Source organism: Vibrio sp. 1562, assembly GCF_033340155.1.
GTDB classification, from domain to species: Bacteria; Pseudomonadota; Gammaproteobacteria; order Enterobacterales; family Vibrionaceae; genus Vibrio; species Vibrio alginolyticus.
In genome coordinates this window covers 35,824-59,330 of record NZ_JAWOVY010000021.1, presented here as the reverse complement: position 1 = coordinate 59,330, position 23,507 = coordinate 35,824, and the positions used below count along the sequence as shown (strand labels likewise).

19 protein-coding genes are annotated in these 23,507 nt (G+C 46.0%); 7 read left to right on the top strand and 12 right to left on the bottom strand.

Annotated features, from left to right (window positions below):
• Positions 1 to 10 precede the first annotated feature (10 nt).
• The 3 genes from R7Z49_RS18715 to tldD are packed head-to-tail and all read left to right on the top strand — an operon-like array spanning position 11 to position 6,204.
• Complete coding sequence (locus tag R7Z49_RS18715) at positions 11 to 3,892, top strand: YhdP family protein (protein WP_318111917.1); 3,882 nt, start codon at positions 11 to 13, stop codon at positions 3,890 to 3,892.
• Between the two features lie 33 nt (positions 3,893 to 3,925).
• Positions 3,926 to 4,747: a carbon-nitrogen hydrolase family protein gene (locus R7Z49_RS18710; RefSeq protein WP_005381136.1), complete on the top strand. Its 822-nt coding sequence runs from the start codon at positions 3,926 to 3,928 to the stop codon at positions 4,745 to 4,747.
• Positions 4,748 to 4,758: 11 nt separating this feature from the next.
• On the top strand, positions 4,759 to 6,204 hold the full coding sequence (gene tldD, locus R7Z49_RS18705; protein ID WP_005381134.1) for a metalloprotease TldD: 1,446 nt from the start codon (positions 4,759 to 4,761) through the stop codon (positions 6,202 to 6,204).
• A 66-nt stretch (positions 6,205 to 6,270) separates the two neighbouring features.
• Here the strand turns inward: tldD and R7Z49_RS18700 are convergent, their stop codons facing one another.
• A complete protein-coding gene (locus tag R7Z49_RS18700; RefSeq protein WP_005381133.1) occupies positions 6,271 to 7,647 on the bottom strand; it encodes a PhoH family protein in 1,377 nt (458 codons plus the stop codon).
• A gap of 561 nt (positions 7,648 to 8,208) precedes the next feature.
• Between R7Z49_RS18700 and rapA the strand changes: the two genes are divergently transcribed.
• Positions 8,209 to 11,118, top strand: coding sequence for an RNA polymerase-associated protein RapA (gene rapA, locus R7Z49_RS18695; RefSeq protein ID WP_005388434.1), 2,910 nt, complete (start codon positions 8,209 to 8,211; stop codon positions 11,116 to 11,118).
• A 108-nt stretch (positions 11,119 to 11,226) separates the two neighbouring features.
• Here rapA and R7Z49_RS18690 read toward each other — a convergent pair whose 3' ends face one another.
• Complete coding sequence (locus R7Z49_RS18690; protein ID WP_085570017.1) at positions 11,227 to 12,492, bottom strand: NRAMP family divalent metal transporter; 1,266 nt, start codon at positions 12,490 to 12,492, stop codon at positions 11,227 to 11,229.
• Between the two features lie 342 nt (positions 12,493 to 12,834).
• On the opposite strand from R7Z49_RS18690, the gene R7Z49_RS18685 reads away from it, so the two are divergent.
• Together R7Z49_RS18685 and R7Z49_RS18680 are read left to right on the top strand one after the other, a co-directional pair.
• Positions 12,835 to 13,587, top strand: coding sequence for a pseudouridine synthase (locus R7Z49_RS18685; protein WP_085570018.1), 753 nt, complete (start codon positions 12,835 to 12,837; stop codon positions 13,585 to 13,587).
• A 103-nt stretch (positions 13,588 to 13,690) separates the two neighbouring features.
• On the top strand, positions 13,691 to 14,653 hold the full coding sequence (locus R7Z49_RS18680) for a D-2-hydroxyacid dehydrogenase (protein ID WP_025767613.1): 963 nt from the start codon (positions 13,691 to 13,693) through the stop codon (positions 14,651 to 14,653).
• A gap of 89 nt (positions 14,654 to 14,742) precedes the next feature.
• Here the strand turns inward: R7Z49_RS18680 and yjgA are convergent, their stop codons facing one another.
• Positions 14,743 to 15,270, bottom strand: a complete 528-nt coding sequence (gene yjgA, locus R7Z49_RS18675) for a ribosome biogenesis factor YjgA (RefSeq protein ID WP_025767614.1) — start codon at positions 15,268 to 15,270, stop codon at positions 14,743 to 14,745.
• A gap of 110 nt (positions 15,271 to 15,380) precedes the next feature.
• Between yjgA and pmbA the strand changes: the two genes are divergently transcribed.
• A complete protein-coding gene (gene pmbA / locus R7Z49_RS18670) occupies positions 15,381 to 16,724 on the top strand; it encodes a metalloprotease PmbA (RefSeq protein ID WP_085570019.1) in 1,344 nt (447 codons plus the stop codon).
• A 64-nt stretch (positions 16,725 to 16,788) separates the two neighbouring features.
• Here the strand turns inward: pmbA and mgtE are convergent, their stop codons facing one another.
• The 9 genes from mgtE to lptC form a co-directional block, all read right to left on the bottom strand.
• Complete coding sequence (gene mgtE, locus R7Z49_RS18665) at positions 16,789 to 18,147, bottom strand: magnesium transporter (protein WP_005381121.1); 1,359 nt, start codon at positions 18,145 to 18,147, stop codon at positions 16,789 to 16,791.
• Positions 18,148 to 18,295: 148 nt separating this feature from the next.
• Positions 18,296 to 18,571: an HPr family phosphocarrier protein gene (locus R7Z49_RS18660; RefSeq protein ID WP_005381120.1), complete on the bottom strand. Its 276-nt coding sequence runs from the start codon at positions 18,569 to 18,571 to the stop codon at positions 18,296 to 18,298.
• Positions 18,572 to 18,573: 2 nt separating this feature from the next.
• A complete protein-coding gene (rapZ, locus tag R7Z49_RS18655) occupies positions 18,574 to 19,437 on the bottom strand; it encodes an RNase adapter RapZ (RefSeq protein ID WP_005381118.1) in 864 nt (287 codons plus the stop codon).
• Positions 19,438 to 19,451: 14 nt separating this feature from the next.
• The gene (gene ptsN / locus R7Z49_RS18650; RefSeq protein WP_005381116.1) at positions 19,452 to 19,898 is read right to left on the bottom strand and encodes a PTS IIA-like nitrogen regulatory protein PtsN; all 447 of its coding nucleotides are present in this window, start codon (positions 19,896 to 19,898) and stop codon (positions 19,452 to 19,454) included.
• A 2-nt stretch (positions 19,899 to 19,900) separates the two neighbouring features.
• Positions 19,901 to 20,188 carry a ribosome hibernation promoting factor gene (hpf, locus tag R7Z49_RS18645; RefSeq protein ID WP_005381114.1) on the bottom strand — a complete coding sequence of 96 codons (288 nt, stop codon included), beginning with the start codon at positions 20,186 to 20,188 and terminating at the stop codon, positions 19,901 to 19,903.
• Positions 20,189 to 20,212: 24 nt separating this feature from the next.
• On the bottom strand, positions 20,213 to 21,682 hold the full coding sequence (locus R7Z49_RS18640; RefSeq protein ID WP_005381112.1) for an RNA polymerase factor sigma-54: 1,470 nt from the start codon (positions 21,680 to 21,682) through the stop codon (positions 20,213 to 20,215).
• Positions 21,683 to 21,732: 50 nt separating this feature from the next.
• A complete protein-coding gene (lptB, locus tag R7Z49_RS18635; protein ID WP_005381111.1) occupies positions 21,733 to 22,458 on the bottom strand; it encodes an LPS export ABC transporter ATP-binding protein in 726 nt (241 codons plus the stop codon).
• Between the two features lies 1 nt (position 22,459).
• Complete coding sequence (gene lptA / locus R7Z49_RS18630) at positions 22,460 to 22,954, bottom strand: lipopolysaccharide transport periplasmic protein LptA (RefSeq protein ID WP_005381109.1); 495 nt, start codon at positions 22,952 to 22,954, stop codon at positions 22,460 to 22,462.
• Positions 22,935 to 23,498 (bottom strand): LPS export ABC transporter periplasmic protein LptC, encoded by a 564-nt coding sequence (gene lptC, locus R7Z49_RS18625; protein ID WP_005381106.1) that lies wholly within the window; start codon positions 23,496 to 23,498, stop codon positions 22,935 to 22,937. Before lptC ends, lptA begins: the two co-directional genes overlap by 20 nt.
• Positions 23,499 to 23,507 lie beyond the last annotated feature (9 nt).

The following is a 23,507-nucleotide window of genomic DNA, read 5'->3' as shown; positions in this document are numbered from 1 at the left end:
TGGAACATTTGTGAATTCTGGTGTTAACCGTTTTGGGCGTTTTTGTGCGTGGAGTTTAGTTACTGTATTAGTGTTATTAGCCATATTAGTAACCACGCTTCGCGTCACACTGCCGCAACTTAACCACTTCCAAGATGAGATCAAAACCTGGGTCAAACAAGGCACAGGTTTTGACGTTTCTATTGCCAATGTCGCAGGGACGTGGCGCAATAATCATTCCTCAATCGCGTTACTGGGTTTAGAGGCAAATCTACCAAACGTGCAAGATGCACGCTTCGCTGTTGAAGAAGTCCAAATTGAGTTCGACCTTATTCAATCTCTTTTTCAACTTAAACCTGTAGTTGCAGACCTTACCATTCATAACCTCGCTTTAGACATTCACACGGTAGACATTCTGCCGACTTCTCATCGTCAAGATCCGAAGCCTGAAGTGGATAAGAGCGAAGTGAAACTCATTGACCAACTCGACTCACTTCTTTTACGTCAGTTCGAAGACTTCACTATTAGCGATTCACGGATTTGGTATAAGTCGGTGTCTGGTGAAACTCGCCGTTTAGATATTGAGCAGCTTCGTTGGAGCAATCAAGGGAAACGTCACGTAGCCGAAGGCACGGTTAGCATTGCCGATGTTCGCCTGAACTCATTGTTAGTAAGCGCTAACTTTAAAGATCATGGCTCGTTGCGTGATGTATCTGGTGAGTTTTACGTGAGTGCTCAAGATGTCTCGGTCACACCTTGGCTGACCACTTACATGCAAGAAGAGTCAGGAGCAGAGTCGGGTAAAGTCAGCTTAAATACTTGGCTAACGCTCAAACATAGCCAACCGCATGATGCTTATGTTGAATTGCTGCCTTCCGAGTTGGTGTGGAATGAAGATGGACATCATGAGCTGTTTATTGAGTCTGGAATTTTCAATCTTCGACCAGATAAACAAGGCTGGAAAGTAAATGGCCACTCACTTCAGATCAGAACCGATAATACCCCTTGGCCAGAGCTAGACGTCGCGTTTGATTGGCAACCAAACGGCTGGATGCTTAATCTCTCTCAACTCGACATCGAAGCACTCATTCCGCTCATCAAGCTGGCTCCGGAGTCAGAGTCGACCAGCGACCTTATTAACAAACTAGCACCGAAAGGTCGGGTCGAAGATGTCCGATTGTCAATGAACGGTGGTTTAGACACCTTACGCTACTCGGCTGAACTGGATGAACTCGCGATGACACAATGGGAGCTCCTACCCGGGTTTCATCACGTACAGGGCAGCGTATCGGGGGATGTGAATCAAGCTAAAGCAAAAGTCACCGTCATTGATGATGTCTTTCCGTACGGCGATGTATTCCAAGCTCCGCTGAATATCAAACAAGGTGAAGTCGATATTATCTGGCAGCAAGATGATGCGGGTTGGCGTTTGTGGTCGGATAAAGTGACGGCAGCAACGCCTGATCTTCAAGTTTTGGGGGCATTTCGTCTTGATTTCCCAAAAGAACAAAGCCCATTTTTATCGTTCTATGCCGAAGCGGATCTCTACAACGCGGGTGAAACATGGCGCTATCTACCGACTCTGGCACTTGGACAAGACTTGACCGACTATCTTTCGACCGCGATTCAGGGCGGAAAAGTGAATACAGCGAAATTGTTGTGGTATGGCGAGTTAGGTGATTTTCCTTACAAAGAACATAATGGCATGTTCCAAGCTTGGGTTGGATTAAAAGACGCGAAATTTAGCTTTGATACGGCATGGCCAACCATCACGGATTTGCAGCTAGACTTGCTGTTTGAAAATGATGCCATGTATTTGGATTCAAAATCAGCCACACTAAATGGCGTTCATGCCAAGCGTATCACTGGGCGAATCCCTGAGTTGGCAGAAGGTGGACACATCGAGATTGAAGCGAAAGCAAGCGCGCCGGGTAATGAAGTCCGTGACTACATGATGGCGACGCCATTAGTGGATTCAGTCGGTGCCGCATTGACAGCGCTGCAAGTGAGTGGTCCCGTTTACTCTGAGTTTCAACTCAATATACCGTTTGATTTTGAGAAAGAGTCTCGCGCTTGGGGTTATGCCGATTTAACAGAAAATCGTGTTGATATTGAAGCGCCGCCAATGACGCTTGAAAACGCCACAGGGCGTATCACCTTCGACAATGATGTGGTTACCACATCGGGTTTGTCGGCCGAATTATTACAACAGCCTATCTCTCTTGATTTCCATGGGGAGAGTGCGGAGCAAGGCTACAACGTGACAATTAATACACTAGGAGATTGGGATGTCGAGCCTCTCAAACCCTATGTCGGTGAGCGTTGGTTAAACCTTGTTTCTGGCCATGCGCCGTGGCAAATGGACATTGACTTGCAACTCAATGATGTTGGTTTCACTTATCAGCTTGAAGTGCTGGCGCAGCTAAATCGTCTGGCTAGTCAATATCCTTATCCTTTAGCGAAAAAAATTGGTGAGTCTGGGCAAGCGAAACTGCAAGCATCCGGTAACCAAGAGAGTATTTCAGCAAGACTACAGATCCCAAATGTGAAGTATCAAACTGAGATAGATATCGCTGGCGATGTCCCGGTTCTGACTGCGACTCATTTAATGGTTGGCAAAGGTGGCTTCCGGATTAGTCCTATTGTCGGGCACGATGCTTCGGTGCGTGTCGAAGAACTGAATTTAGACCAATGGGCGGAGCTTGCGCAGGTCTCTGAGAGCAAGCCGTCATCGTCTGTTTTGGCAAGCATGAAAACGCCGACCATTCCATTGCCGACACGCATTGAAGTTGAAACGCCAAACTTACAGCTCGGTGGGATTGAGTTTCATGATGTGGATTTTTCAGCAAGCAAGAAAAATTTGAGTTGGCAACTCGATGTGGACAGTCAAGAGGTTAAAGGGAAAGCTAACTATCTGAAACCCTATGATCTATCGGTCTCTTTAGAGCACTTGCATCTGTACATTCCAGGGTTTGAAGAGATGACCAAAGAGCGCAGCTCAATCTTTGCGAGTGAAGATCAAAACGCACCTTTGATTACCAATTTTGACCGCAAGTTTCACGCAGAGATGCCAAACTTAACTTTGAACATTGATGATTTTTGGCTGCAAGGCTACAAAGTGGGCAAAGTGAATGTTGATTTGCAGCGTCGCCAGAACCGTTTGGAGTGGAAAAATATCACCTTTAGTAGCGGCAAAAACCGCATTGATATGAGTGGTTGGTGGGACCTGACGAAAGAGAGTAGCCATTCCAACTTAACCATGAAAATGAAAGGTGATAACAACACCGATCTTATGGAGCGCTTTGGTATTACATCAGGCATTCAACAAGCACCATTTGAGATCAATGCCAATATGGAATGGGACGGCGCACCTTGGTCAATGAAGACACAAACCTTGCAAGGAAACGTCTCAACGGAATTTGGTAAAGGCGTGATCAGTGAAGTTAGTGGTGCGGCACGCTTGTTAGGCTTGTTTAGCTTGGATTCTATCATCCGTAAGATGCAGCTCGACTTTACCGACGTATTCGATAAAGGCATGGCATTCAACTCGATCACGGGAACGGGCAAAATCCAAGACGGTGTGTTTATCACCAATGATATCGTAATGGATGCGTTAGCAGGGGAAATGCAAATCCGCGGCATCGCTAATATGAACAGCAGAATGGTTGATGCGGAAGTGAAATTCACACCAGACATCACATCAGGCCTACCAATGCTGACCGCGTTTGCCGTTGCGCCTCAAACTGCTTTGTATGTCTTGGCCATCTCTACGGTGATATCTCCGGTGGTTGAGGTCTTCACTCAAGTCAATTATGAAGTGAAAGGCCCACTAGATTCACCAACGGTGAAAGAAATTTCGCGAAGTAAAGGTGAATACAAGCTGCCAGAAAAACTGCGTGAACAGGCCAAATAACTCACCGAATATAATGGAATAGGGAGGAAACACATGGAGCGTGTTGGCATTATTCAAATGACTTCGGGTCCGGATATTAACGCGAATTTGGACTTCATTGAAAAACAGTGTGCTTTAGCGAGCAAGCAAGGTGCCAAACTTGTTCTTACTCCTGAAAATACAGTGCTATTTTCCAGTCGCGAAGCTTATCATCAACATGCAGAGCCACTTGGCAGTGGCATGATTCAACAGCGGCTCTGTGAAATCGCTAGAAAGAACCAGTTAACGCTAATTGTCGGAAGCATGCCCATTCAAACCGCAAAAGGTGTCACCACCACAACACTTGTATTTCCGCCGCACGGTAAATGCATTGCTCACTATGACAAACTGCATATGTTTGATGTCGACGTAGCCGATGGTTATGGTAGTTATCGTGAGTCGGATACGTTTATGGCGGGTAATCAAATAGTCGTTGCGGAAACTGATATCGGCAGTGTTGGATTGAGTATTTGTTATGATTTACGTTTCCCAGAACTTTATAAAGTATTGCGTCAAGAAGGGGCGGATATCATTGTGGTGCCCGCTGCGTTTACCGCTGTGACGGGGCAAGCTCACTGGGAAGTATTATTGCGAGCTAGAGCGATTGAGACACAATGTTGGATTTTGGCAAGCGGACAAACTGGAACGCATCCATGTGGACGAAAAACATGGGGACACTCAATGGTCGTTGACCCTTGGGGACGTATCCATAAACAGCTTCAGGATGAAGTAGGCTTATTGGTGACAGAGATAGATTTGTCACAAAGCCAACAAGTAAGGCAGAATATGCCGCTGACTCAACACAGTCGCTTTCAAAATGAATTGAGACGGAAATAAAAGAGCTAACTATGAGCACAAACCAAATAGAACAGGCACTCCTTGCCCCAAATGGTCTGACAGAACAAGACATTGCTGACACGCTTGCCAGCATTGCGACGCGCCAGATCGATTATGCGGACATTTACTTTCAGTCCAGCTGGCATGAGTCTCTGGTTCTAGAAGATAGCATCATCAAAGATGGCTCTTTTAACATTGATTGTGGTGTTGGTGTCCGTGCAGTAACTGGCGAGAAAACAGGCTTTGCCTACTCTGATCAAATCCAGCCTGAAGGCCTGAAGCAGAGTGCAATGGCGGCGCGCGGTATTGCTCAGCAAGGGCAAAATGGCAAAGTCCAAGCGTTTAAACGCACCGAAAACCAAGCGTACTACGCCGCTGTGAATCCACTAGCTGAATGGGAAAAGCAGCAAAAAACAGAATTGCTCAAATCTCTAGATGCTTACATCCGCACTAAAGAACCATTGATTAAAGAAGTCTCGATCAGCATCAGCGGTGTGCATGAGCAGATGCTTGTTGCGGCAACAGACGGTACTTATGCAGGCGATATTCGTCCTTTGGTGCGTTTGTCTATTAGCGTGCTCGCACAAAAAGGTGAACGACGTGAACGCGGTAGTGCTGGTGGCGGCGGCCGTTTCGGTTACGATTTCTTTTTAACGGAAAGCAATGGTGTGAAACAAGCTTTTCATTACGCAGACGAAGCGATTCGCATGGCGTTAATCAACCTTGAAGCAGAAGCCGCACCAGCTGGCATGATGCCAGTGGTATTGGGTTCTGGCTGGCCTGGCGTGTTGCTACACGAAGCGGTAGGTCATGGCCTAGAAGGTGACTTTAACCGGAAGGAATCTTCGGTTTTCTCTGGCAAAATGGGTCAACAAGTGACGTCTTCGTTGTGTACCATCGTCGATGATGGCACGTTAAAAGACCTTCGTGGTTCACTGAATGTGGATGATGAAGGGGTAAACGGTCAGTACAACACGCTTATCGAGAATGGTGTGCTGAAAGGCTATATGCAAGACAAGCTAAACGCGCGGCTAATGGGTGTAAATCCAACGGGTAACGGTCGTCGTGAATCGTATGCACACTTGCCAATGCCTCGTATGACCAACACTTACATGCTTCCAGGTGAACATACGCCAGAAGAAATTATCTCGACGGTCGAGAAAGGGTTGTATGCGCCAAACTTTGGTGGCGGCCAGGTGGACATTACTTCGGGTAAGTTTGTGTTCTCTGCATCGGAAGCGTACTTGATTGAAAACGGTAAAATTACGCGCCCTGTTAAAGGTGCGACGTTGATTGGCTCAGGTATCGAAGCAATGCAGCAAGTGTCTATGGTCGGTAACGACCTAAGTATCGACAAGGGCGTTGGCGTATGTGGTAAAGCAGGTCAAAGTGTGCCAGTTGGTGTTGGTCAGCCGACCTTGAAGCTGGACTCACTGACAGTGGGTGGCACGGAGTAACTCAGTCGAATCGTTATAAAAAGAGCGCTCATTAGAGCGCTCTTTTGCTTTGTGAGTCGGTGTCAATTACAGGTTTTCTTCAGCAAATTCCGCCAAGCGGCTACGAACCACGCCGTTGAGGTGAATATTTGCGCTGCCTTCAAAGTTCTTGAAGCGCTCAACCATGTACGTCAATCCTGATGTCACTGGGGTGAGGTAATGAGAGTCAATCTGCGCCAAGTTACCGGAGCAGACGATTTTGGTTCCTTCGCCACAGCGGGTAATGATGGTTTTGATTTGTGATGCAGTGAGGTTTTGACACTCATCAAGCAGTACAAACGCATTTTGAATCGAACGGCCACGCATAAAGTTGATCGATTTAAATTGAATGTTGGCTTTATCGCAGATGTACTTCAATGAGCCTTCAGTGCAGTGATCGTGTTTATGTAGTGCTTCCAAGGTATCGGTCACCGCCGCTAACCACGGCATCATTTTCTCCTCTTCGGAGCCGGGTAAGAAGCCGATGGATTCACCGATATCTGGCGTGTTACGTGTTACGATAATTTTATCGAACATGCTTTTTTCAATGGTTTGCTCCAATGCTGCTGCCATTGCCAGTAATGTCTTACCACTACCCGCCGCACCCGTTAGAATCACCAAGTCAATTTCTGGATCGAGTAAGGCATCTAACGCCATTCCCTGGTAGATATTTTTAGGTGTGATGTCCCAAGCCTTACGATGCATTAGACGTTCGCGGCTCAGGTCGAGAAGCGTTAGCTTGTCTTCATTGATGGTTTCTACGCGACCAGCAAAGTCACTGTCTTCATCAATAACGTATTGGTTGATAAAGGTTGGGTCGAAGGGTTCGCGACTGAGTTTGTGGTAAGTTTTTCCGCCCAGAGCATAGCTTTCTACTTCCTCAATACCGCTCCAGAAATCACCTTCACGCAATTGAAAGCCTTTGGTTAGGTATTGAATGTCGTCAATCAGTTGGTCGGTTCTATAGTCCTCAACAAAGCGTACACCAGCCCCTTTGGCTCGCAGACGCATGTTGATGTCTTTCGTGATCAGTACCACTTCACGTGGTGCACGTTTATTTTGCAGATAAAGCACCGCGTTGAGAATACGGTTGTCACCGGCTTTGTCGGCGAAGGCTTTGACAGTTTCCTGCAGTTCAAAATCCGCCAAAATGGAAATAGTACCTTGGTCGGGGTTGTCTTTAGAAACAGGAATGCCTTCAGAGATTTCATCTGGCGTTGCTTCTTTAAACAAATCTTCCAAGGTGCGAATAGCCACGCGCGCATCTCTTGCAACGTCGCGCTTACTGTCTTTGATTCGGTCGAGTTCTTCCAACACGGTCATGGGGATAACGACATCGTGTTCTTGGAAAGAGAAGATGGCAAAGGGTTCATGAAGAAGAATGTTGGTATCGAGTACAAACAGTTTCCGATCGGTATCGCCCATAGCGTCTCCTTGCCGTAGTACGGCTCTGCATGCGAGTTGTTAGGTCGTTTCCAAATAGGTGTGAAGTGACCTAACTCTGATTGCTTGCAATAGAGGTTGTCGGGCTGATGTCGGCTAGTGTGCAACCGAGTAGCAAGACAACTTACTGCAAACCCGTGTTGATCCTAATCGTGTACTAACGCGCTTAAATCATATGCAATGGTTTTAAACGCCCCTCATTAGAAGTATACGTAATATTTACGTTCTACAACTTAATAATTGGCATGAGTATTTTACAATTTGATTGCATTTAGAGTTTGGGAAAAAAAGTTTCTGCTTGGTGCGGTTTCGGCGTGACCTAAATCACAGCTTCAAGTAAGATTAGCGACCTTTTTCTGCGTATAGGCTACGTCCGATTTATCATGTTGAGCTGGCTTAAAAAATACTCAGTTCATACTGGAATGACGAATGCTATCGGCATAGCAGAAGCCAGAATCAGATCTAAACTATTATCCGTGCCTACGGGCATGAGTAGACCAACAAGAAATACGAATCAAGAACTAATAACGAGGTAGTCAATTCATGACATTTGCTTTGGGGCAGCGCTGGATTAGCGATACGGAAAGCGATTTAGGTTTAGGTACCGTTGTAGCAATGGATGCTCGTACTGTGACATTGATGTTTGCAGCGTCAGAGGAAAACCGAGTTTACGCACGTAACGATGCACCTGTTACCCGAGTCACCTTTAATGTTGGGGATGTCATCGATTGCCAAGAAGGTTGGTCTCTAAAAGTAGAAGAAGTACTGGAAGATGAAGGTCTTTACACCTATTTCGGTACTCGTGAAGACACGCAAGAAACCGCTGTTGTTCTGCGTGAGATTTTCCTTAGCAACCAAATTCGTTTTAACAAACCTCAAGATAAGTTGTACGCCGGTCAAATCGACCGTATGGACAACTTTGTTCTGCGTTACCGTGCGCTAACCAACCAGTTTGAGCAGCATAAGAGCCCAATGCGTGGCCTATGCGGTATGCGTGCAGGTTTGATCCCTCATCAGCTTTACATCGCGCACGAAGTTGGCCGTCGTCACGCGCCACGCGTCTTGTTGGCGGATGAGGTAGGTTTGGGTAAAACCATTGAAGCGGGTATGATCATCCACCAACAAGTTCTGTCTGGTCGTGCCGAACGCATTTTGATTGTGGTGCCTGAAACACTGCAGCATCAATGGCTGGTTGAGATGATGCGTCGTTTCAATCTGCATTTCTCTATCTTTGACGAAGAGCGCTGTATCGAAGCTTTTGCGGATGCAGAAAACCCATTTGATACTCAGCAATATGTGCTGTGTTCTTTGGATTTCCTACGCAAGAGCCGCAAGCGTTTTGAACAAGCACTGGAAGGTGAATGGGACCTACTGGTTGTCGATGAAGCGCATCACCTTGAATGGAGCCAAGATAAACCGAGCCGTGAATACCAAGTGGTAGAAGGCTTGGCTGAACGTACTCCAGGTGTGTTGCTACTGACTGCAACGCCAGAGCAGCTTGGTCGTGAGAGTCACTTTGCTCGTCTGCGTTTGTTGGATCCAGACCGCTTCTATGATTACGAAGCATTCGTTGAGGAAGAAGAGCAATACGCGCCCGTAGCAGATGCGATTACTTCACTCTTTTCCGGTGAAAAGCTACCTAATGAAGCAAAAAACCAGATCACTGAGTTGTTGTCTGAACAAGACGTAGAACCACTTTTCCGTATTATTGAAAGTGAAGCGGACGAAGAAGCTAAAGCGTCGGCACGCCAAGAGCTGATCGATAACTTGATGGATCGTCATGGTACAGGGCGTGTTTTGTTCCGTAACACGCGCGCGGCCATCAAAGGCTTCCCTACGCGTAACGTGCATCTGATGCCAATGGATATTCCACCGCAATACACTACATCAATGCGTGTTGCTGGAATGATTGGCGGTAAGATGAGTTCTGAAGCACGTGCGATGAAGAACCTTTACCCGGAAGAAATTTTCCAAGAATTTGAAGGCGATGACGCGAGCTGGTGGCAGTTTGACTCGCGTGTGAATTGGTTGCTTGAAAAAGTAAAAGAGAAGCGCAGCGAGAAAATCCTCGTGATTGCTTCTCGTGCGAGTACCGCACTGCAATTGGAGCAAGCACTGCGTGAGCGTGAAGGTATCCGCGCCACCGTTTTCCACGAAGGTATGTCGATTCTTGAACGTGACAAAGCGGCGGCTTACTTTGCGCAAGAAGAAGGTGGAGCACAAGTTCTTATCTGTAGCGAAATCGGCTCTGAAGGTCGTAACTTCCAGTTTGCCAACCAACTTGTCATGTTTGACTTGCCATTCAACCCAGACTTGCTTGAGCAACGTATTGGTCGTTTGGACCGTATCGGTCAAAATCGCGATATCGACATTCATGTTCCTTACCTGAAAGGCACATCGCAAGCGATCCTAGCACGTTGGTTCGATGAAGGCCTGAACGCTTTTGCGGAAACCTGCCCAACAGGCCGTGCTGTTTACGATAAGTACTCCGATGATCTGATTGAAATTCTTGCCTCTGGTGATACCAGCACGCTAGATGAGATCATTGAAGCGTCAGCAAAAATGAATAAAGAGCTGAAATCCCAATTGGAGCAAGGCCGTGATCGCCTATTAGAAATGCATTCAAATGGCGGGGAAAAAGCACAACAAATCGTTGAGAAAATTGAATCAACCGACGGCGATACCAATCTGGTCACCTTCGCACTTTCTCTTTTTGACACGATTGGCTTGAATCAAGACGATAAAGGTGAAAACGCCCTGATTGTGACCCCATCTGAGCACATGATGGTGCCAAGCTACCCAGGTCTGCCATACGAAGGAGCGACGATCACGTTTGATCGTGATACAGCGTTATCTCGTGAAGATATGCACTTTATCAGTTGGGAACACCCAATGATCCAGGGTGGTATCGATCTTCTTATGAGTGAAGGGGTGGGGACGTCTGCGGTATCTCTATTGAAAAACAAAGCGTTACCAGTCGGGACTATTCTTCTTGAGTTGATTTACGCGGTAGATGCGCAAGCGCCAAAACGCAGTGGTATCGCGCGCTTCTTACCGAAAACGCCAATCCGTTTAATGATGGACTCGCGTGGTAATGATTTGTCTGCTCAAGTGGAGTTTGAAAGCTTTAACCGCCAGCTCAGCCCTGTAAACCGTCACTTAGGTAGCAAGTTGGTTACGTCGGTACAGAAAGACGTACACCGCTTAATTGAAGCTGGTGATGTTCTTATTGAAGAGAAGGTCGAAGAAGTACGCAAGCAAGCTCATCAAGATATGCAGCACAGTTTGAATGCAGAGCTTGAGCGTTTGCAAGCACTGAAAGCGGTGAACCCAAATATTCGTGACGAAGAAATTGAAGCTATCGACGCACAAATTAAAGAGCTCACTGGTTACATCAACCAAGCTCAGGTTCAGCTCGACTCGCTGCGTTTGATTGTGGTGAGCCACAACTAAGTAAGTATTTATTGCTCATTAAAAAAGGTCTTCAGTTGAAGACCTTTTTCTTTATTTACGGTTTAGTTTCTTTATGCGGAATGCATTAATCACTGATAGCTATCTCATTTACATCAACCACTTCCACCAAATAAACACAGCCAAGAAGCCAAACAAGTAAATCAGGCCTGCAATCGACAACCACTTTAGTTTAGGTCCAACAGCCAAAGGCTCAGGTAACTTGGTTTTGCTCACTAATGTGTAATTTAGCAGAGCAAAGAATGGCGTGGTCATAAAGGCGAGGATCATCGCAAAGTTCAGCATAGGCAATAACGCAGAAGCCCAGAAAACCACAATACCCAATGCAAGTAAGGAGACTACCAGCATGATCGCTGAAGTGGTTTTAGGGTTAGTGTCTGGTTGCGAGCGCAGTAAGCGTTGAGAATCCGAAATAACGCGCGAATAGCCATCAATAACGGTAATCGTGCTGCCAAAGATACAGAAAAACGCAATTACCGCGATTAAGTAACGAGACCATTCGCCAATCGTTGCCGCATATAAGCCAACCAATTGGTGGGAGAAGCCAACGCCAGAGCTTTCAAGCGCAACGCCAGAACCATAAAGCATCAAAGAGCCTAGCGATACAAAGATAATGGCAAGAAACGCCGTGCCAATATAACCGACATTAAAGTCAAATAGAGCAGAGCGGTATGTTACTTCTTGCTGGCTTGATTGGCGTTTTAGCCACGCTGAGGTTAAACAGGAGATCTCAATCGGTGCAGGCATCCACCCCATTGTCACAACGATAAAACCAATAGCCGCAATAGACCAAGGTGACGGCGGCTCGAAGTTGGCCACTTGTTCAACAGGGTTACCAAAGGCGATAGAAACAGCGAGTAAAGTCGCGATGGTTAACACCGACATGATCACCTTAGATAGCGTATCGAGCGCTTTGTAATGGCCAGCAAATAATATGATCAGGCAGGTGACAATCACAATGATGCTGAGTGATGCCATTGATAGTGAAAACGGAATGAAGTAGCCCAGCAAGCTAGCGCTAAACATCAACAAAGCGGCGGTATTGATGACGGCCGATACCACGCTAAGAAATAGAAATAGCCATAGATAAGGCCGACCTAATTTCGCGTAGCCCTCAACCAAGGTGAGCCCTGTCCCCATGGTGTACTGTACGCCCGCTCGGAAAAAAGGGTATTTAAACAGGTTTACGAGCAGAATCAGTGCAGCCAATTGCCAACCATAAATCGCACCAGCCTTGGTTGATGCCACGAGGTGAGAGCCACCGACCGCAGCAGATGCCATTAATATGCCGGGGCCTAGCGAACGAAAAAATAAGGAAAGTTTGGATTGGGGTTTATCTATAACGGCGGAGTCCATTGCTTATTGTCCTTTTTATCTTATGTATCTTTCTAAAGAGATACATACCGCAGTACATGACAAGCTGAGCGATCGCCCTATACTGCGCAACGGTAATGTCTTTTAAATGCTGTGTTTTGGTGTATTTATTTTAAGTATTCTTTGCGAATATCATGCTGTGTGCATCTAGCACTCTATTCAGTTATGCGTCTTGTTGTCAAACTAAATTTACAACGTGCTATTTTTAGTTTTTATGCTAAAGGATTGACTTTGTTTTATTGGGTTGAACTTTTCTTCAGAATCCTGCATCTGGGTGCTATTTGGGTATATAATCGCGGCGTTTTTATTTTGTAGAGATCTCCCATGGCAATGCTTGAATATACCCCTCCCACCGACCCTTGGGTTGACATCGTTTTTGAGGATGACGACATTCTGGCAGTGAATAAGCCATCAGGGCTGCTGTCTGTCCCTGGTCGCCTTGCAGAGCATTACGACAGCATGTGGATCCGCCTCAAAGAGTTGCATCCAGAAATTCAAGTTGTGCATCGCTTGGATATGTCGACATCAGGGTTGATGTTGCTGGCGAAAAACAAACCCGCGGAGCGAGCATTAAAAAAGCAGTTCCAATATCGCCTCACTCACAAGGTGTATTACGCACGTGTTTGGGGGCATGTTGAGCCGCAAGAAGGGAATATTGATCTTCCATTAATTTGTGATTGGCCAAATCGTCCACGACAAAAAGTATGTTTTGACGACGGCAAACCATCTCAAACTTTATTCCAAGTAGTGAAGCGTGAAGTGCACCCTGATGGCACCCATACGACCGTTGTGCGACTACTGCCCATTACTGGTCGATCGCATCAGTTACGCGTGCATTTGATGGCGATTGGTCATGCGATTGTGGGTGATGAGTTTTATGCAAGCGAAGAGGCGTATCAGTTTTCAGAACGTTTAGAGTTGCACGCTGCGGAGCTAAGTTTTTATCATCCAGCTACGGATCAGCTGAGCAGTATTTTTGTACCCTGTGACTTTTATTCTGAAGCCGAGGCGATGATCTTTAACTATTTTTCGCCAGAGCGTACATTGCCTGATTATAAAACGTTGCCACACCCTTAATGCCAATTGCACTCAACAACGGTTCTTTCTAGTTCGCTATTTTTGGCTATTTCGTTACTGTGGTTGATGTATCCTGTCTTTCAGCCGTGAACAAGGAGTTGTTATGTCTTTGCCAAGCATCGTATTTTTAGACCGAGCGACCATCCCAGAACATATTGAGATCCCACGACCTGGCTTTCCGCACCACTGGCGTGAGTACGACCTAACTGCGCCTGGGCAGGTAATAGAAAGGTTAGCAGATGCCGATATCGTGATTAGCAATAAAGTCGTGCTTGACCAACATGTATTAGAGCAACTACCAAAATTACGGATGATCGCGGTTGCCGCAACTGGTTTTAACAACGTCGATGTGAACTACTGTGCTAATAATGGTATTGCGGTTGCTAATGTACGTGGTTACGCGACGCGTTCGGTGCCCGAGCACGTGATGGCAATGTTATTCGCTTTAAGACGAAATTTATTTGGGTACCACCAAGATATTGCCGCAGGTGAGTGGCAGCGTAACCAGCAGTTTTGTTTTTTTACTCACCCAATCGGGGATATTGGTGGTAGCACGTTAGGTGTTGTTGGTAGTGGGGCACTAGGGCAAGCGACGGCGAATCTGGCTCAAGCGTTAGGAATGACCGTGTTGTTTTCTGAGCGTAAAGGGGCGGCAGAATGTAGACCAGGTTATGTGTCGTTTGAGGAAGTATTAAAACGCTCCGATGCGCTGACTTTGCATTGCCCGCTCAACGATCATACTCAGAATTTAATTGGTCAAGCAGAGTTGAAACAAATGAAGTCCAACGCCATTTTGATTAATACAGGGCGTGGAGGTTTGGTGGATGAGAGCGCACTGGTGGATGCCTTAAAACAGCAAGAAATTGCAGCGGCTGGTTTTGATGTTTTTACACAAGAACCGGCTGATGAGAGCAATCCGCTGATTGCCAATATGAGTTTACCTAATTTGTTACTGACACCGCATGTTGCATGGGGCAGCGACTCATCTATCCAACGTTTAGCGGAAATCCTGATTGATAACATTAACGCTTTCGATCGCGGAGACCGCGTTAATCGCTTAGTGTAACGCTGACTGTAAAACCAAAGATAAAAAAAGCAGACATTGACGTCTGCTTTTTGCGTTTAAATCGAATGCTCATTGCGTGAGCCCTCGAATTAAAACTCTTCTTCGTTTAGACCTTTAAGGATCTGAAAGATTTCGCGGTACGCTTTTGCTGGTTTCCCAGCTTTTCTCTCTTTCGCTGCTTGGCGAGCAAGTTGGCGTAGACGCTGACGATCCGCTTCTGGGTACATTTCCATTACGTCATCAATGGCTTTGTCACCTTCTTCCACTACGCGATCACGCAACGCTTCAAGTTTGTGGAATACCGCCGTTAATTGAGAGTGCTTATTACGAATTTTATCCAGTGCGGCTTGGATTGGCTCTGGATCTTCGTAACGCATCAATTTACCAATACGTTGTAATTGGCGACGACGCGCTTCATTTTTAAAGCGTTGCGCGTCAGCAATTGCTTCTCGCAAATCTTCGCTCAATGGAAACTTTTCTAGAACTGAAGGTTTGAGGCCGACAAGCTCCTCACCTAGCTTTTGCAGTTCTTCCATGTCTCGCTTCATCTCGGATTTACTTACCCAGATGATCTCTTCTTCTGGTTCCCATGGCGCTTTTTGATTCTTACGTGCCATTTCAGTTGCCTGTGTTTTGATTAATATTATGACTATTTTAACAAGAATCATGGGGAGAAAGCGAAATTCTTGTTATCCTATTGTTCATCAAAGACAAGATGTGAAAGACAATGGATATTAAACAGCAGGTTGCTGAGCAACGTACCGAGCTAGAGCAAGCCGTCGCAAGAGCCTTAAAGCTTGCATCGGCAAAATCTGACGCCGCCGAAGTCGCAATTACTAAAAGCACTGGTTTAAGTGTTTCAACTCGTATGGGTGAAGTAGAAAATGTCGAGTTCAACAGCGATGGTGCGCTGGGCATTACCGTTTACCGAGGTCAACGCAAAGGCAGTGCTTCCACGTCTGATTTAAGTGAAGCTGCAATCGAGCAAACCGTTATAGCGGCGCTAGATATTGCACATTACACATCTGAAGACCCATTTGCAGGCCCTGCAGCGAAAGAATACATGGTGCAAGAGATCCCTGAGCTTGATCTTTTCCACCCTGACGCACCCGATCCAGACTATGCTGCCGATGTGGCGATTGCCGCTGAGAAAGAAGCGCTAAGTTATAACAGTGCAATCAAGCAAAGTGATGGCGCGAGTTATGATAGTCATTACGGCGTGAAAGTGTATGGCAATAGCCATGGCTTATTAGCTAGTTATGCGTCTAGCCGCCATAGTACTAGCTGTTGTGTAATTGGCGTTGGTCAAAACGGCGAGATGGAACGTGATTACAGCTACACCGTGGCACGTCATCGTGATGACTTATGGACCCCAGAAACGGTGGGTCGTAAGGCGGCAGAGAATACGGTTAACCGCTTAGATGCGCAGCGTCTAAAAACAGGTCAATACCCAATCATGTTTGCGGCTGATGTTGCGACAGGCTTGATTGGCCATCTCGTTATGGCGATCAGCGGTGGTAACCTGTACCGAAAATCTTCTTTCTTACTTGACCATCTAGGCAAACAAGTGCTTCCTGAATGGTTCAATATCTCAGAACGTCCGCATGTATTGCGTGGTTTGGCATCAAGTCCATTCGATAGTGAAGGTGTGTACACTCAAGACCGTGAGATCATTACCGACGGTGTGCTAGCAACTTATCTGTTAACCAGTTATGCCGCACGTAAAATGAAGATGACGCCGACAGGTCACGCTGGTGGGATTCATAACTGGTACGTGAAGTCGACAGGCCAAAACTTCGAACAAATGCTTAAAGAGCTCGGTACTGGTCTTCTAGTGACAGAGGTTATGGGACAAGGTGTGAACGTGGTAACGGGTGATTACTCTCGCGGTGCCGCAGGCTTCTGGGTTGAGAACGGCGAGATCCAATACCCAGTATCAGAAATTACCATCGCAGGTAATCTAAAAGACATGTTCACCAAGATTGTAGCGGTTGGTAGTGATATTGAAACGCGCTCACAAATCCAAACGGGCTCTATCCTACTGGATACCATGAAAGTGGCGGGTGAATAAGCTTTTCTAGCAATTCAGAATCAAAAAAGCCTGATGTGTTCATCAGGCTTTTTCGTTTTTGCTGTTAGGTAATCAGTATTGTGGCAAGCCCTAAGAAGACAGATAAACCAATCACATCCGTCACTGTTGTTAATGCCATACCACCAGCTAAAGCGGGATCGATGTTCATTTTTTTCAATAGGATTGGAATCGTTACTCCGGCAATACCTGCGACCAATAAGTTGGTCAGCATGGCGGCGGAAATGATTCCTCCGAGCATCCAGTTACCTTTCCAAGCAACAACAATACCACCAATAATTAGCGCCCACATGATGCCGTTAAGTAAGCCGATCGAGGCTTCTTTCATTAACAGTTCGCGTTTGTTTGAGTCTCCGATATGACCAAGAGCAAGACCACGAATCACTAGTGCGACGGTTTGGTTACCAGCGACACCACCCATGGACGGAACAATCGTCATCAATACCGCAATGGCGGCCATTTGGTCTAATGTGGCCTCAAACATGTTAGAAACGGAAGCAGCAGCAAGGGCGGCTAATACGTTAGCGCCAAGCCAGATACTGCGTTTGCGAGCTGATTTTACAACAGGCGCGAAAGTATCTTCGTCATCGTCCATACCCGCCATACTCATCATCGAGTGTTCCGCGTCTTCACGAATAACGTCAACCACGTCATCGATGGTGATACGACCGACCAAATGCAAGTTTTCATCAACAACAGGTGCAGATACCCAATTACGGCGTTCGAACAGACTCGCAACATCTGAGTCGCTAGTATCGACGGTGATGGCCTCGTCCGCGTCTTCCATTACATCAATGATTTTTACGTCTGGCTGAGTGGTAATAAGCGTCGTGATCGGCAGTTCACCGATGAGCTTACTCTCTTCATCGATCACATACAGGGCATCCGTAGCTTCTGGAAGCTCGCCTTTCATACGTAGATAACGCAAAACTACGTCCACATCTACGTCACCACGAATTGTGATGACGTCGGTGTTCATCAGTCCACCCGCGGTGTCTTCTGGGTAGGATAGGGCGGTTTCGACCCGTAGGCGGTCAGATGAGTCCATTTGCGACAGGACTTCGCGTGACAGGTTGTCAGGCAAGCTACGCAGTACGTAAGCCACGTCATCGGTATCCATGCCTTCTGTCGCTTCTGCAAGCGCTTCTGGTGCCATTTTGGATACGAGGCTGTCTTTGACGTCTTCGTTCAGCTCGTCAAGGATTTCACCATAATCTTCAGGGTCGGTGAGTTGCCAAAGAACTTCACGGCTCTTACGTGGGGAGGCTTCTAAAAGGTGAGCGATATCCTCAGGTTCCATGTCCTGTAATTGACGACGAACATGGACGAAGCGGCCATTTTCTAGCGCTTCTGTGACTTCTTGGAGGGCTTGGTGAGCTTGGTCGAATTCAATTTGCTCTGCCATTCATTCCTCCCAATTCCTGATATTTACAATGCGTTGAATAATAACTTAATTCTAGGCGCCTTTTAATAACAACTTATGATACTAAGCAAATTTATTTATTAGGTCAGGGAAGAGAAAGATAATGGGAGGTAAGAAAAAAGCGAGTAAACTACTCGCCTTCATCAAATTTATCTTCGATCAAATGGCAAACGGCATCCAGTGCTTCTTCCGCTTGCCCACCCGTTGCGTGGATCGTGACGTATTGTCCTTGAGCGGACTCTAGCATTAACAGGCCCATTACGCTGTCTGCTGTGGCGGTTTTGTCTTCTTCATTGTCGATGGTGATGACCGCTTCAAAGCTCTGTGCCAGTTCGACCAGTTTGACTGCTGCACGAGCATGTAAGCCAAGGCGGTTTTGAATCAATACTTTACGACTTAACTCCACGGCTACTCCTTAGCGTTTTTCTCTAGTGAGGTATGGCGAATTTGTACTTGGTGTCCTTTGTTGGCGAAGTATTCACCGATTTGCTGAGTTAAGTACACCGAGCGGTGCTTACCACCAGTACAACCGATTGCAACGGTCAGGTAGCTGCGGTTGTTTTTCTCAAGCAGAGGTAACCAATTCTCTATAAAGCTTTCAATTTGATATTTCAAACTTAACACCGATTGGTGTTGCTCTAAAAATGCGGCGATAGGAGCATCCAGACCTGTAAGCGGGCGTAGTGCTGGTTCCCAATGTGGGTTAGGTAAGAAGCGAACGTCGAATACGTAATCGGCATCGGAAGGCAGGCCGTATTTAAAACCAAAAGACTCAAATACCATAACGAGCCCTTTGCGATCTCTGCCTTCAACGCGCATACGCACGGTTTCACTCAATTCATGCAAAGACTGCCCACTACTATTTAGGACCAGATCTGCATGCGCTTTGAGTGGCGTCAAAATTTGCTTCTCACGCTCGATGGCTTGATCGAGCGAGAGGGAGGTGCCACCTAAAGATAACGGGTGAATTCGGCGTGTTTCGCTGTAGCGTTTGAGTAGCGTTTCTTTATTGGCGTCCAAGAAAAGCACGGTCACATCAAGCTCAGTTTTTAACTGTTCTAGTGTACTCGTCAGTTCTTTTAGCTTTTTAGGAATATTACGAATATCAATGCTGACTGCAACATTCTGTTTGCTGTCAGCAACAGAATGAACAAATGCGTCCAGCAAGTTAACTGGCAGGTTATCAACACAGTAGTAACCTAAGTCTTCCAGTACACGAAGCGCAATACTTTTACCGGCACCTGAGTGCCCGCTAACAACGATTAGTCGCATGGAGTTAGTCCTGCTTATTGGTGAATCATGATGTCGTAAAGTTCTTCATCACTCTGAGCATTACGCAGTAGTTTTAATACTTGCTTATCGCTCAGACGTTCTGCCATAGAGGATAGAGTCTTGAGGTGCTCTTTGCACTGTTCTTCTGGTACAAGGAGCGCAAAAAGAAGATCGACAGGTCGATTGTCAATCGCATCAAATTCGATTGCTTCATCACATTGCAGTAAGACAGCAATGGCCTTGTCGCTTGATTGCATTCTCGCGTGAGGGATCGCAATACCGTTTCCGATACCGGTACTGCCCATTTTTTCTCTATTGAGCATGCATTCGAACAGCTCGGTAGAATCTTGGCCCGTTTGATCAGCCACGATACGGCTGATCATTTCAAGGGCGCGTTTTTTACTCGTGCAGTGGACCGCACTTTTGGTGCAGTCCAATGACAGTATTTCGCTCAGTTGCATGATTAATGACTGTTTAGTTTTTCTTTGTGCTTATTAAGTTGGCGAACCAATTTATCTACCAGCGAATCGATCGCGGCATACATATTTTCGTCATCGGCTGATGCGTGGATTTCGCCTTGATTTATGTGAAGCGTAGCTTCCGCGATTTGAGTAATTTTTTCAACTTTTAGTACAACATGCACTTGATTGATATGGTCGAAGAACCTTTCGAGCTTCTGAAACTTAGAATTTACATAGTCTTGCATTGAATCGGTAAGATCAACGTGATGGCCTTGAATATTGATTTGCATAGACTTTCCTTTTCAGTTAGTGCCTTATAATAGGCGTTTACGCTGACTTGAAGGGGCAATTCCCAAGGATTCGCGATATTTGGCTATCGTACGTCTTGCGACCTGAATCCCTTGGTCAGCCAGAAGAGCAGCAATCTTGCTATCACTCAGTGGTTTGGCAGTATTCTCTGCTGCGACCAGTTTTTTAATGAGTGCACGAATTGCTGTTGACGAACATTCTCCGCCGTTGTCAGTACTAACATGGCTAGAGAAGAAGTACTTCAATTCAAAAATACCACGTGGTGTATGCATAAACTTTTGCGTTGTTACACGAGAAATCGTGGATTCATGCATGTCCACAGCCAAAGCGACATCATTGAGTACCATTGGCTTCATGGCTTCCTCACCATACTCGAAGAAATCTTGTTGATGTTCAACAATACATCTTGCAACTTTGAGTAGCGTCTCGTTTCTACTCTCTAAGCTCTTAATTAACCATTTTGCCTCTTGCAAATTGCTGCGGATGTACTGGCTATCCGCGCTATTACCTTTGCCTAATTGAGCATATTGTTGATTTACTTTTAATTTTGGCACGCTATCCGGGTTTATAGAAACGGTCCATTTGCCATTGTCTTTAAAAACGGATACGTCTGGGATTACGTACTCGGTATCATCAGGAGTGATGCGACTACCTGGACGAGGATCTAACTGTTGGATAAGCTTTAAGACTTCACGAAGATCGGCTTCTTTCAGCTTAGTCTCTTTGATGACGAGCTTGTAGTCACGGTTGCCTAGGTGATCAATATGATCCGCAAGTATCATTTTGGCTTCAGCAAGCCATGGCGTGTCTTCTGGGAAGGTCGTCAGTTGCAGTAACAAACATTCTTGTAAGTTACGCGATGCAACGCCAAGAGGATCGAATTGTTGAATGCGTTTACGAACGGCTTCTACTTCGTCTAACTCTATCTCTTCATTATCGAAGCTCTCATGAATCTCTTCAGGCGACAAAGTTAAATAGCCGTAGTCGTCAACAGCGTCAATAATCGCTAATGCAATCGTGCGGTCGGTTTCACTGAATGGTGTTAGGTCAAGCTGCCACATGAGGTAATCATGTAATGATTCAGTGGTTTCGCCCTGGTAGACGGGCATATCATCATCAAGAGCTAAGCCAGTGCTACCAGTATTCGCGCTGTAGACGTCATCCCAAGTCGTGTCGATTTCAAGTTCAGAGCTAATTTCTGATTTCTCTATCACATCGGAGCTATCTGGAACGTCAATTTCTGTTGGTTCGCTAGCACTGTTGCTATCAGCAGCCTCGACCGCTGACTTATCTTCACCGTTTGCTAGAGGCTCGTCTTGGCCTTCTTCAACTTCCAATAATGGGTTTGAGTCCAACGCTTCTTGGATTTCTTGTTGAAGATCGAGTGTCGACAATTGCAATAAGCGAATCGCTTGCTGCAACTGTGGCGTCATGGCTAACTGCTGACCTAGCTTGAGTTGTAATGAAGGTTTCATTCAGTGTTACTTACCTTGTAATGCTCAGAATCTTACCGTTCCTAATATAATCATAGACGGAATTGTTCGCCGAGATAAACTTGTTTCACCTGTTCATTATTGAGAACTTCTGCCGGAGTTCCCGATGCAATTAGGTGCCCTTGGCTCACGATATAGGCTTTTTCACATACGTCCAGTGTTTCACGTACATTATGGTCAGTGATTAACACTCCGAGACCACGATCGCGCAGATGCTCAATGATTTTCTTGATGTCATTAACCGAAATTGGGTCAACACCAGCGAAAGGTTCATCCAATAAAATGAACTGAGGGTTGGCCGCTAAAGCTCGAGCGATTTCCACCCTGCGTCGCTCACCCCCTGATAGTGCCATACCAGCACTGGTTCTGATGTGCTGGATGTGGAATTCTTCCAACAAATCTTCCAGTTTATCTTGGCGCTCTTCCCTCGTCATTTCTTGACGAGTTTCAAGTACGGCCATGATGTTATCTTCTACTGAAAGCTTACGGAAAATCGACGCTTCTTGCGGAAGATAGCCAATGCCAAGTCGTGAACGGCTATGCATCGGCAAAATACTGATGTCATTGTCGTCAATGGTAATGGTGCCTTCATCGCGAGGTACTAAGCCGACAATCATGTAAAACGAGGTGGTTTTACCCGCACCGTTTGGACCGAGCAGCCCAACAATCTGACCAGATTCAACTTCTAAGCTAACATCAGTGACGACTTTGCGTTTTTTGTAGCTTTTCGCCAAGTTTTTCGCACTCAGTACTGCCATATTAGTTCTCTATCTGATTGGGTTGCAAAATGGTCGTAACGCGCTCTTCCTTAGAGCTATCTGCGACTAGCTTTTGTTTACCAATTTGGTAACGAATCGAAGAACCTTTGATGGTGTTGTTGTCTTGCGCCAGCTGCGCTTGACCTTTCATGGTCAGTTCGTCTGTAGAAATACGGTAATCCAACTCCGTAGCTTGACCACTAAGTGTTTTACCATCGTCCATCAGCTGAGAAAACTTCGCAGGTTTACCAAATGCTTGAATCTGTTTAATTGCTTCGGTTTTAGGATCGCGAGTTACCACGATTCTATCAGCATCGATATTGATGCTCCCTTGCTTAAGAGATACATCGCCTTCAAAAACAACCTGGTTACTCTTCATATCCACCTGTTGGGTGTCAGAGTTTATGTAAACCGGCTGTTGAGTATCCGACTTGAGTGCCAGCGCTTGAGGCGCCGCCAATACCAGTGCCAGTAGGCTAAGGTGTAACGGTTTCATATCGACCTTGAACTTCATCTGTCAGAGTCGCAGTATGCTGTTTTAAGTTGCCTTGCATTGCGCCTCCAGTAGTTTCAAATTGTGGTCCAACCAACATCACTTGTTGGTCAGCTTTAAAATCACGATTGGTTAGATTAATGACCAATTTGTCTGTTGCCATGGTATCAAAACTCGCACCAGGCAGAAGGTTTTGCATTAAGACTTTGTCATATAAAGTCAAAACTTGGTCTTCATCTAACACTGCTCTTGTGGCAGTCACCTTCCATTCAATGACGCTACCTTCACGGTAAACCATCAAAGTCGGGTTATTAAAAATAGTATCTCCACTCTTAGCATAATGGTCTAAGTTAGTGGAGCGAATGATGTAACTGCGGACACCATCTTCACCGTAGGTGATGTTTTCTAATCCAGAACCACTGAACATGGGCAGTTCAGAATCTGGTGCTACTTGAATTGCGTCGTTGCCTTTAGGGGTTAGTAGGTAATAACCGCACCACGCTACAACGAAGATCAAGAGCAAATAAATAAGGCGAGTAAAACTCATATAATGAAG

Bases quoted from the DNA above. Each gene is read 5' to 3' on its own strand.
- R7Z49_RS18710 (WP_005381136.1), top strand. From the start codon at position 3,926: ATGGAGCGTGTTGGCATTATTCAAATGACTTCGGGTCCGGATATTAAC.
- tldD (WP_005381134.1), top strand. From the start codon at position 4,759: ATGAGCACAAACCAAATAGAACAGGCACTCCTTGCCCCAAATGGTCTG.
- R7Z49_RS18700 (WP_005381133.1), bottom strand. From the start codon at position 7,647: ATGGGCGATACCGATCGGAAACTGTTTGTACTCGATACCAACATTCTT.
- rapA (WP_005388434.1), top strand. From the start codon at position 8,209: ATGACATTTGCTTTGGGGCAGCGCTGGATTAGCGATACGGAAAGCGAT.
- R7Z49_RS18690 (WP_085570017.1), bottom strand. From the start codon at position 12,492: ATGGACTCCGCCGTTATAGATAAACCCCAATCCAAACTTTCCTTATTT.
- R7Z49_RS18685 (WP_085570018.1), top strand. From the start codon at position 12,835: ATGGCAATGCTTGAATATACCCCTCCCACCGACCCTTGGGTTGACATC.
- R7Z49_RS18680 (WP_025767613.1), top strand. From the start codon at position 13,691: ATGTCTTTGCCAAGCATCGTATTTTTAGACCGAGCGACCATCCCAGAA.
- yjgA (WP_025767614.1), bottom strand. From the start codon at position 15,270: ATGGCACGTAAGAATCAAAAAGCGCCATGGGAACCAGAAGAAGAGATC.
- pmbA (WP_085570019.1), top strand. From the start codon at position 15,381: ATGGATATTAAACAGCAGGTTGCTGAGCAACGTACCGAGCTAGAGCAA.
- mgtE (WP_005381121.1), bottom strand. From the start codon at position 18,147: ATGGCAGAGCAAATTGAATTCGACCAAGCTCACCAAGCCCTCCAAGAA.
- rapZ (WP_005381118.1), bottom strand. From the start codon at position 19,437: ATGCGACTAATCGTTGTTAGCGGGCACTCAGGTGCCGGTAAAAGTATT.
- ptsN (WP_005381116.1), bottom strand. From the start codon at position 19,898: ATGCAACTGAGCGAAATACTGTCATTGGACTGCACCAAAAGTGCGGTC.
- hpf (WP_005381114.1), bottom strand. From the start codon at position 20,188: ATGCAAATCAATATTCAAGGCCATCACGTTGATCTTACCGATTCAATG.
- R7Z49_RS18640 (WP_005381112.1), bottom strand. From the start codon at position 21,682: ATGAAACCTTCATTACAACTCAAGCTAGGTCAGCAGTTAGCCATGACG.
- lptB (WP_005381111.1), bottom strand. From the start codon at position 22,458: ATGGCAGTACTGAGTGCGAAAAACTTGGCGAAAAGCTACAAAAAACGC.
- lptA (WP_005381109.1), bottom strand. From the start codon at position 22,954: ATGAAACCGTTACACCTTAGCCTACTGGCACTGGTATTGGCGGCGCCT.
- lptC (WP_005381106.1), bottom strand. From the start codon at position 23,498: ATGAGTTTTACTCGCCTTATTTATTTGCTCTTGATCTTCGTTGTAGCG.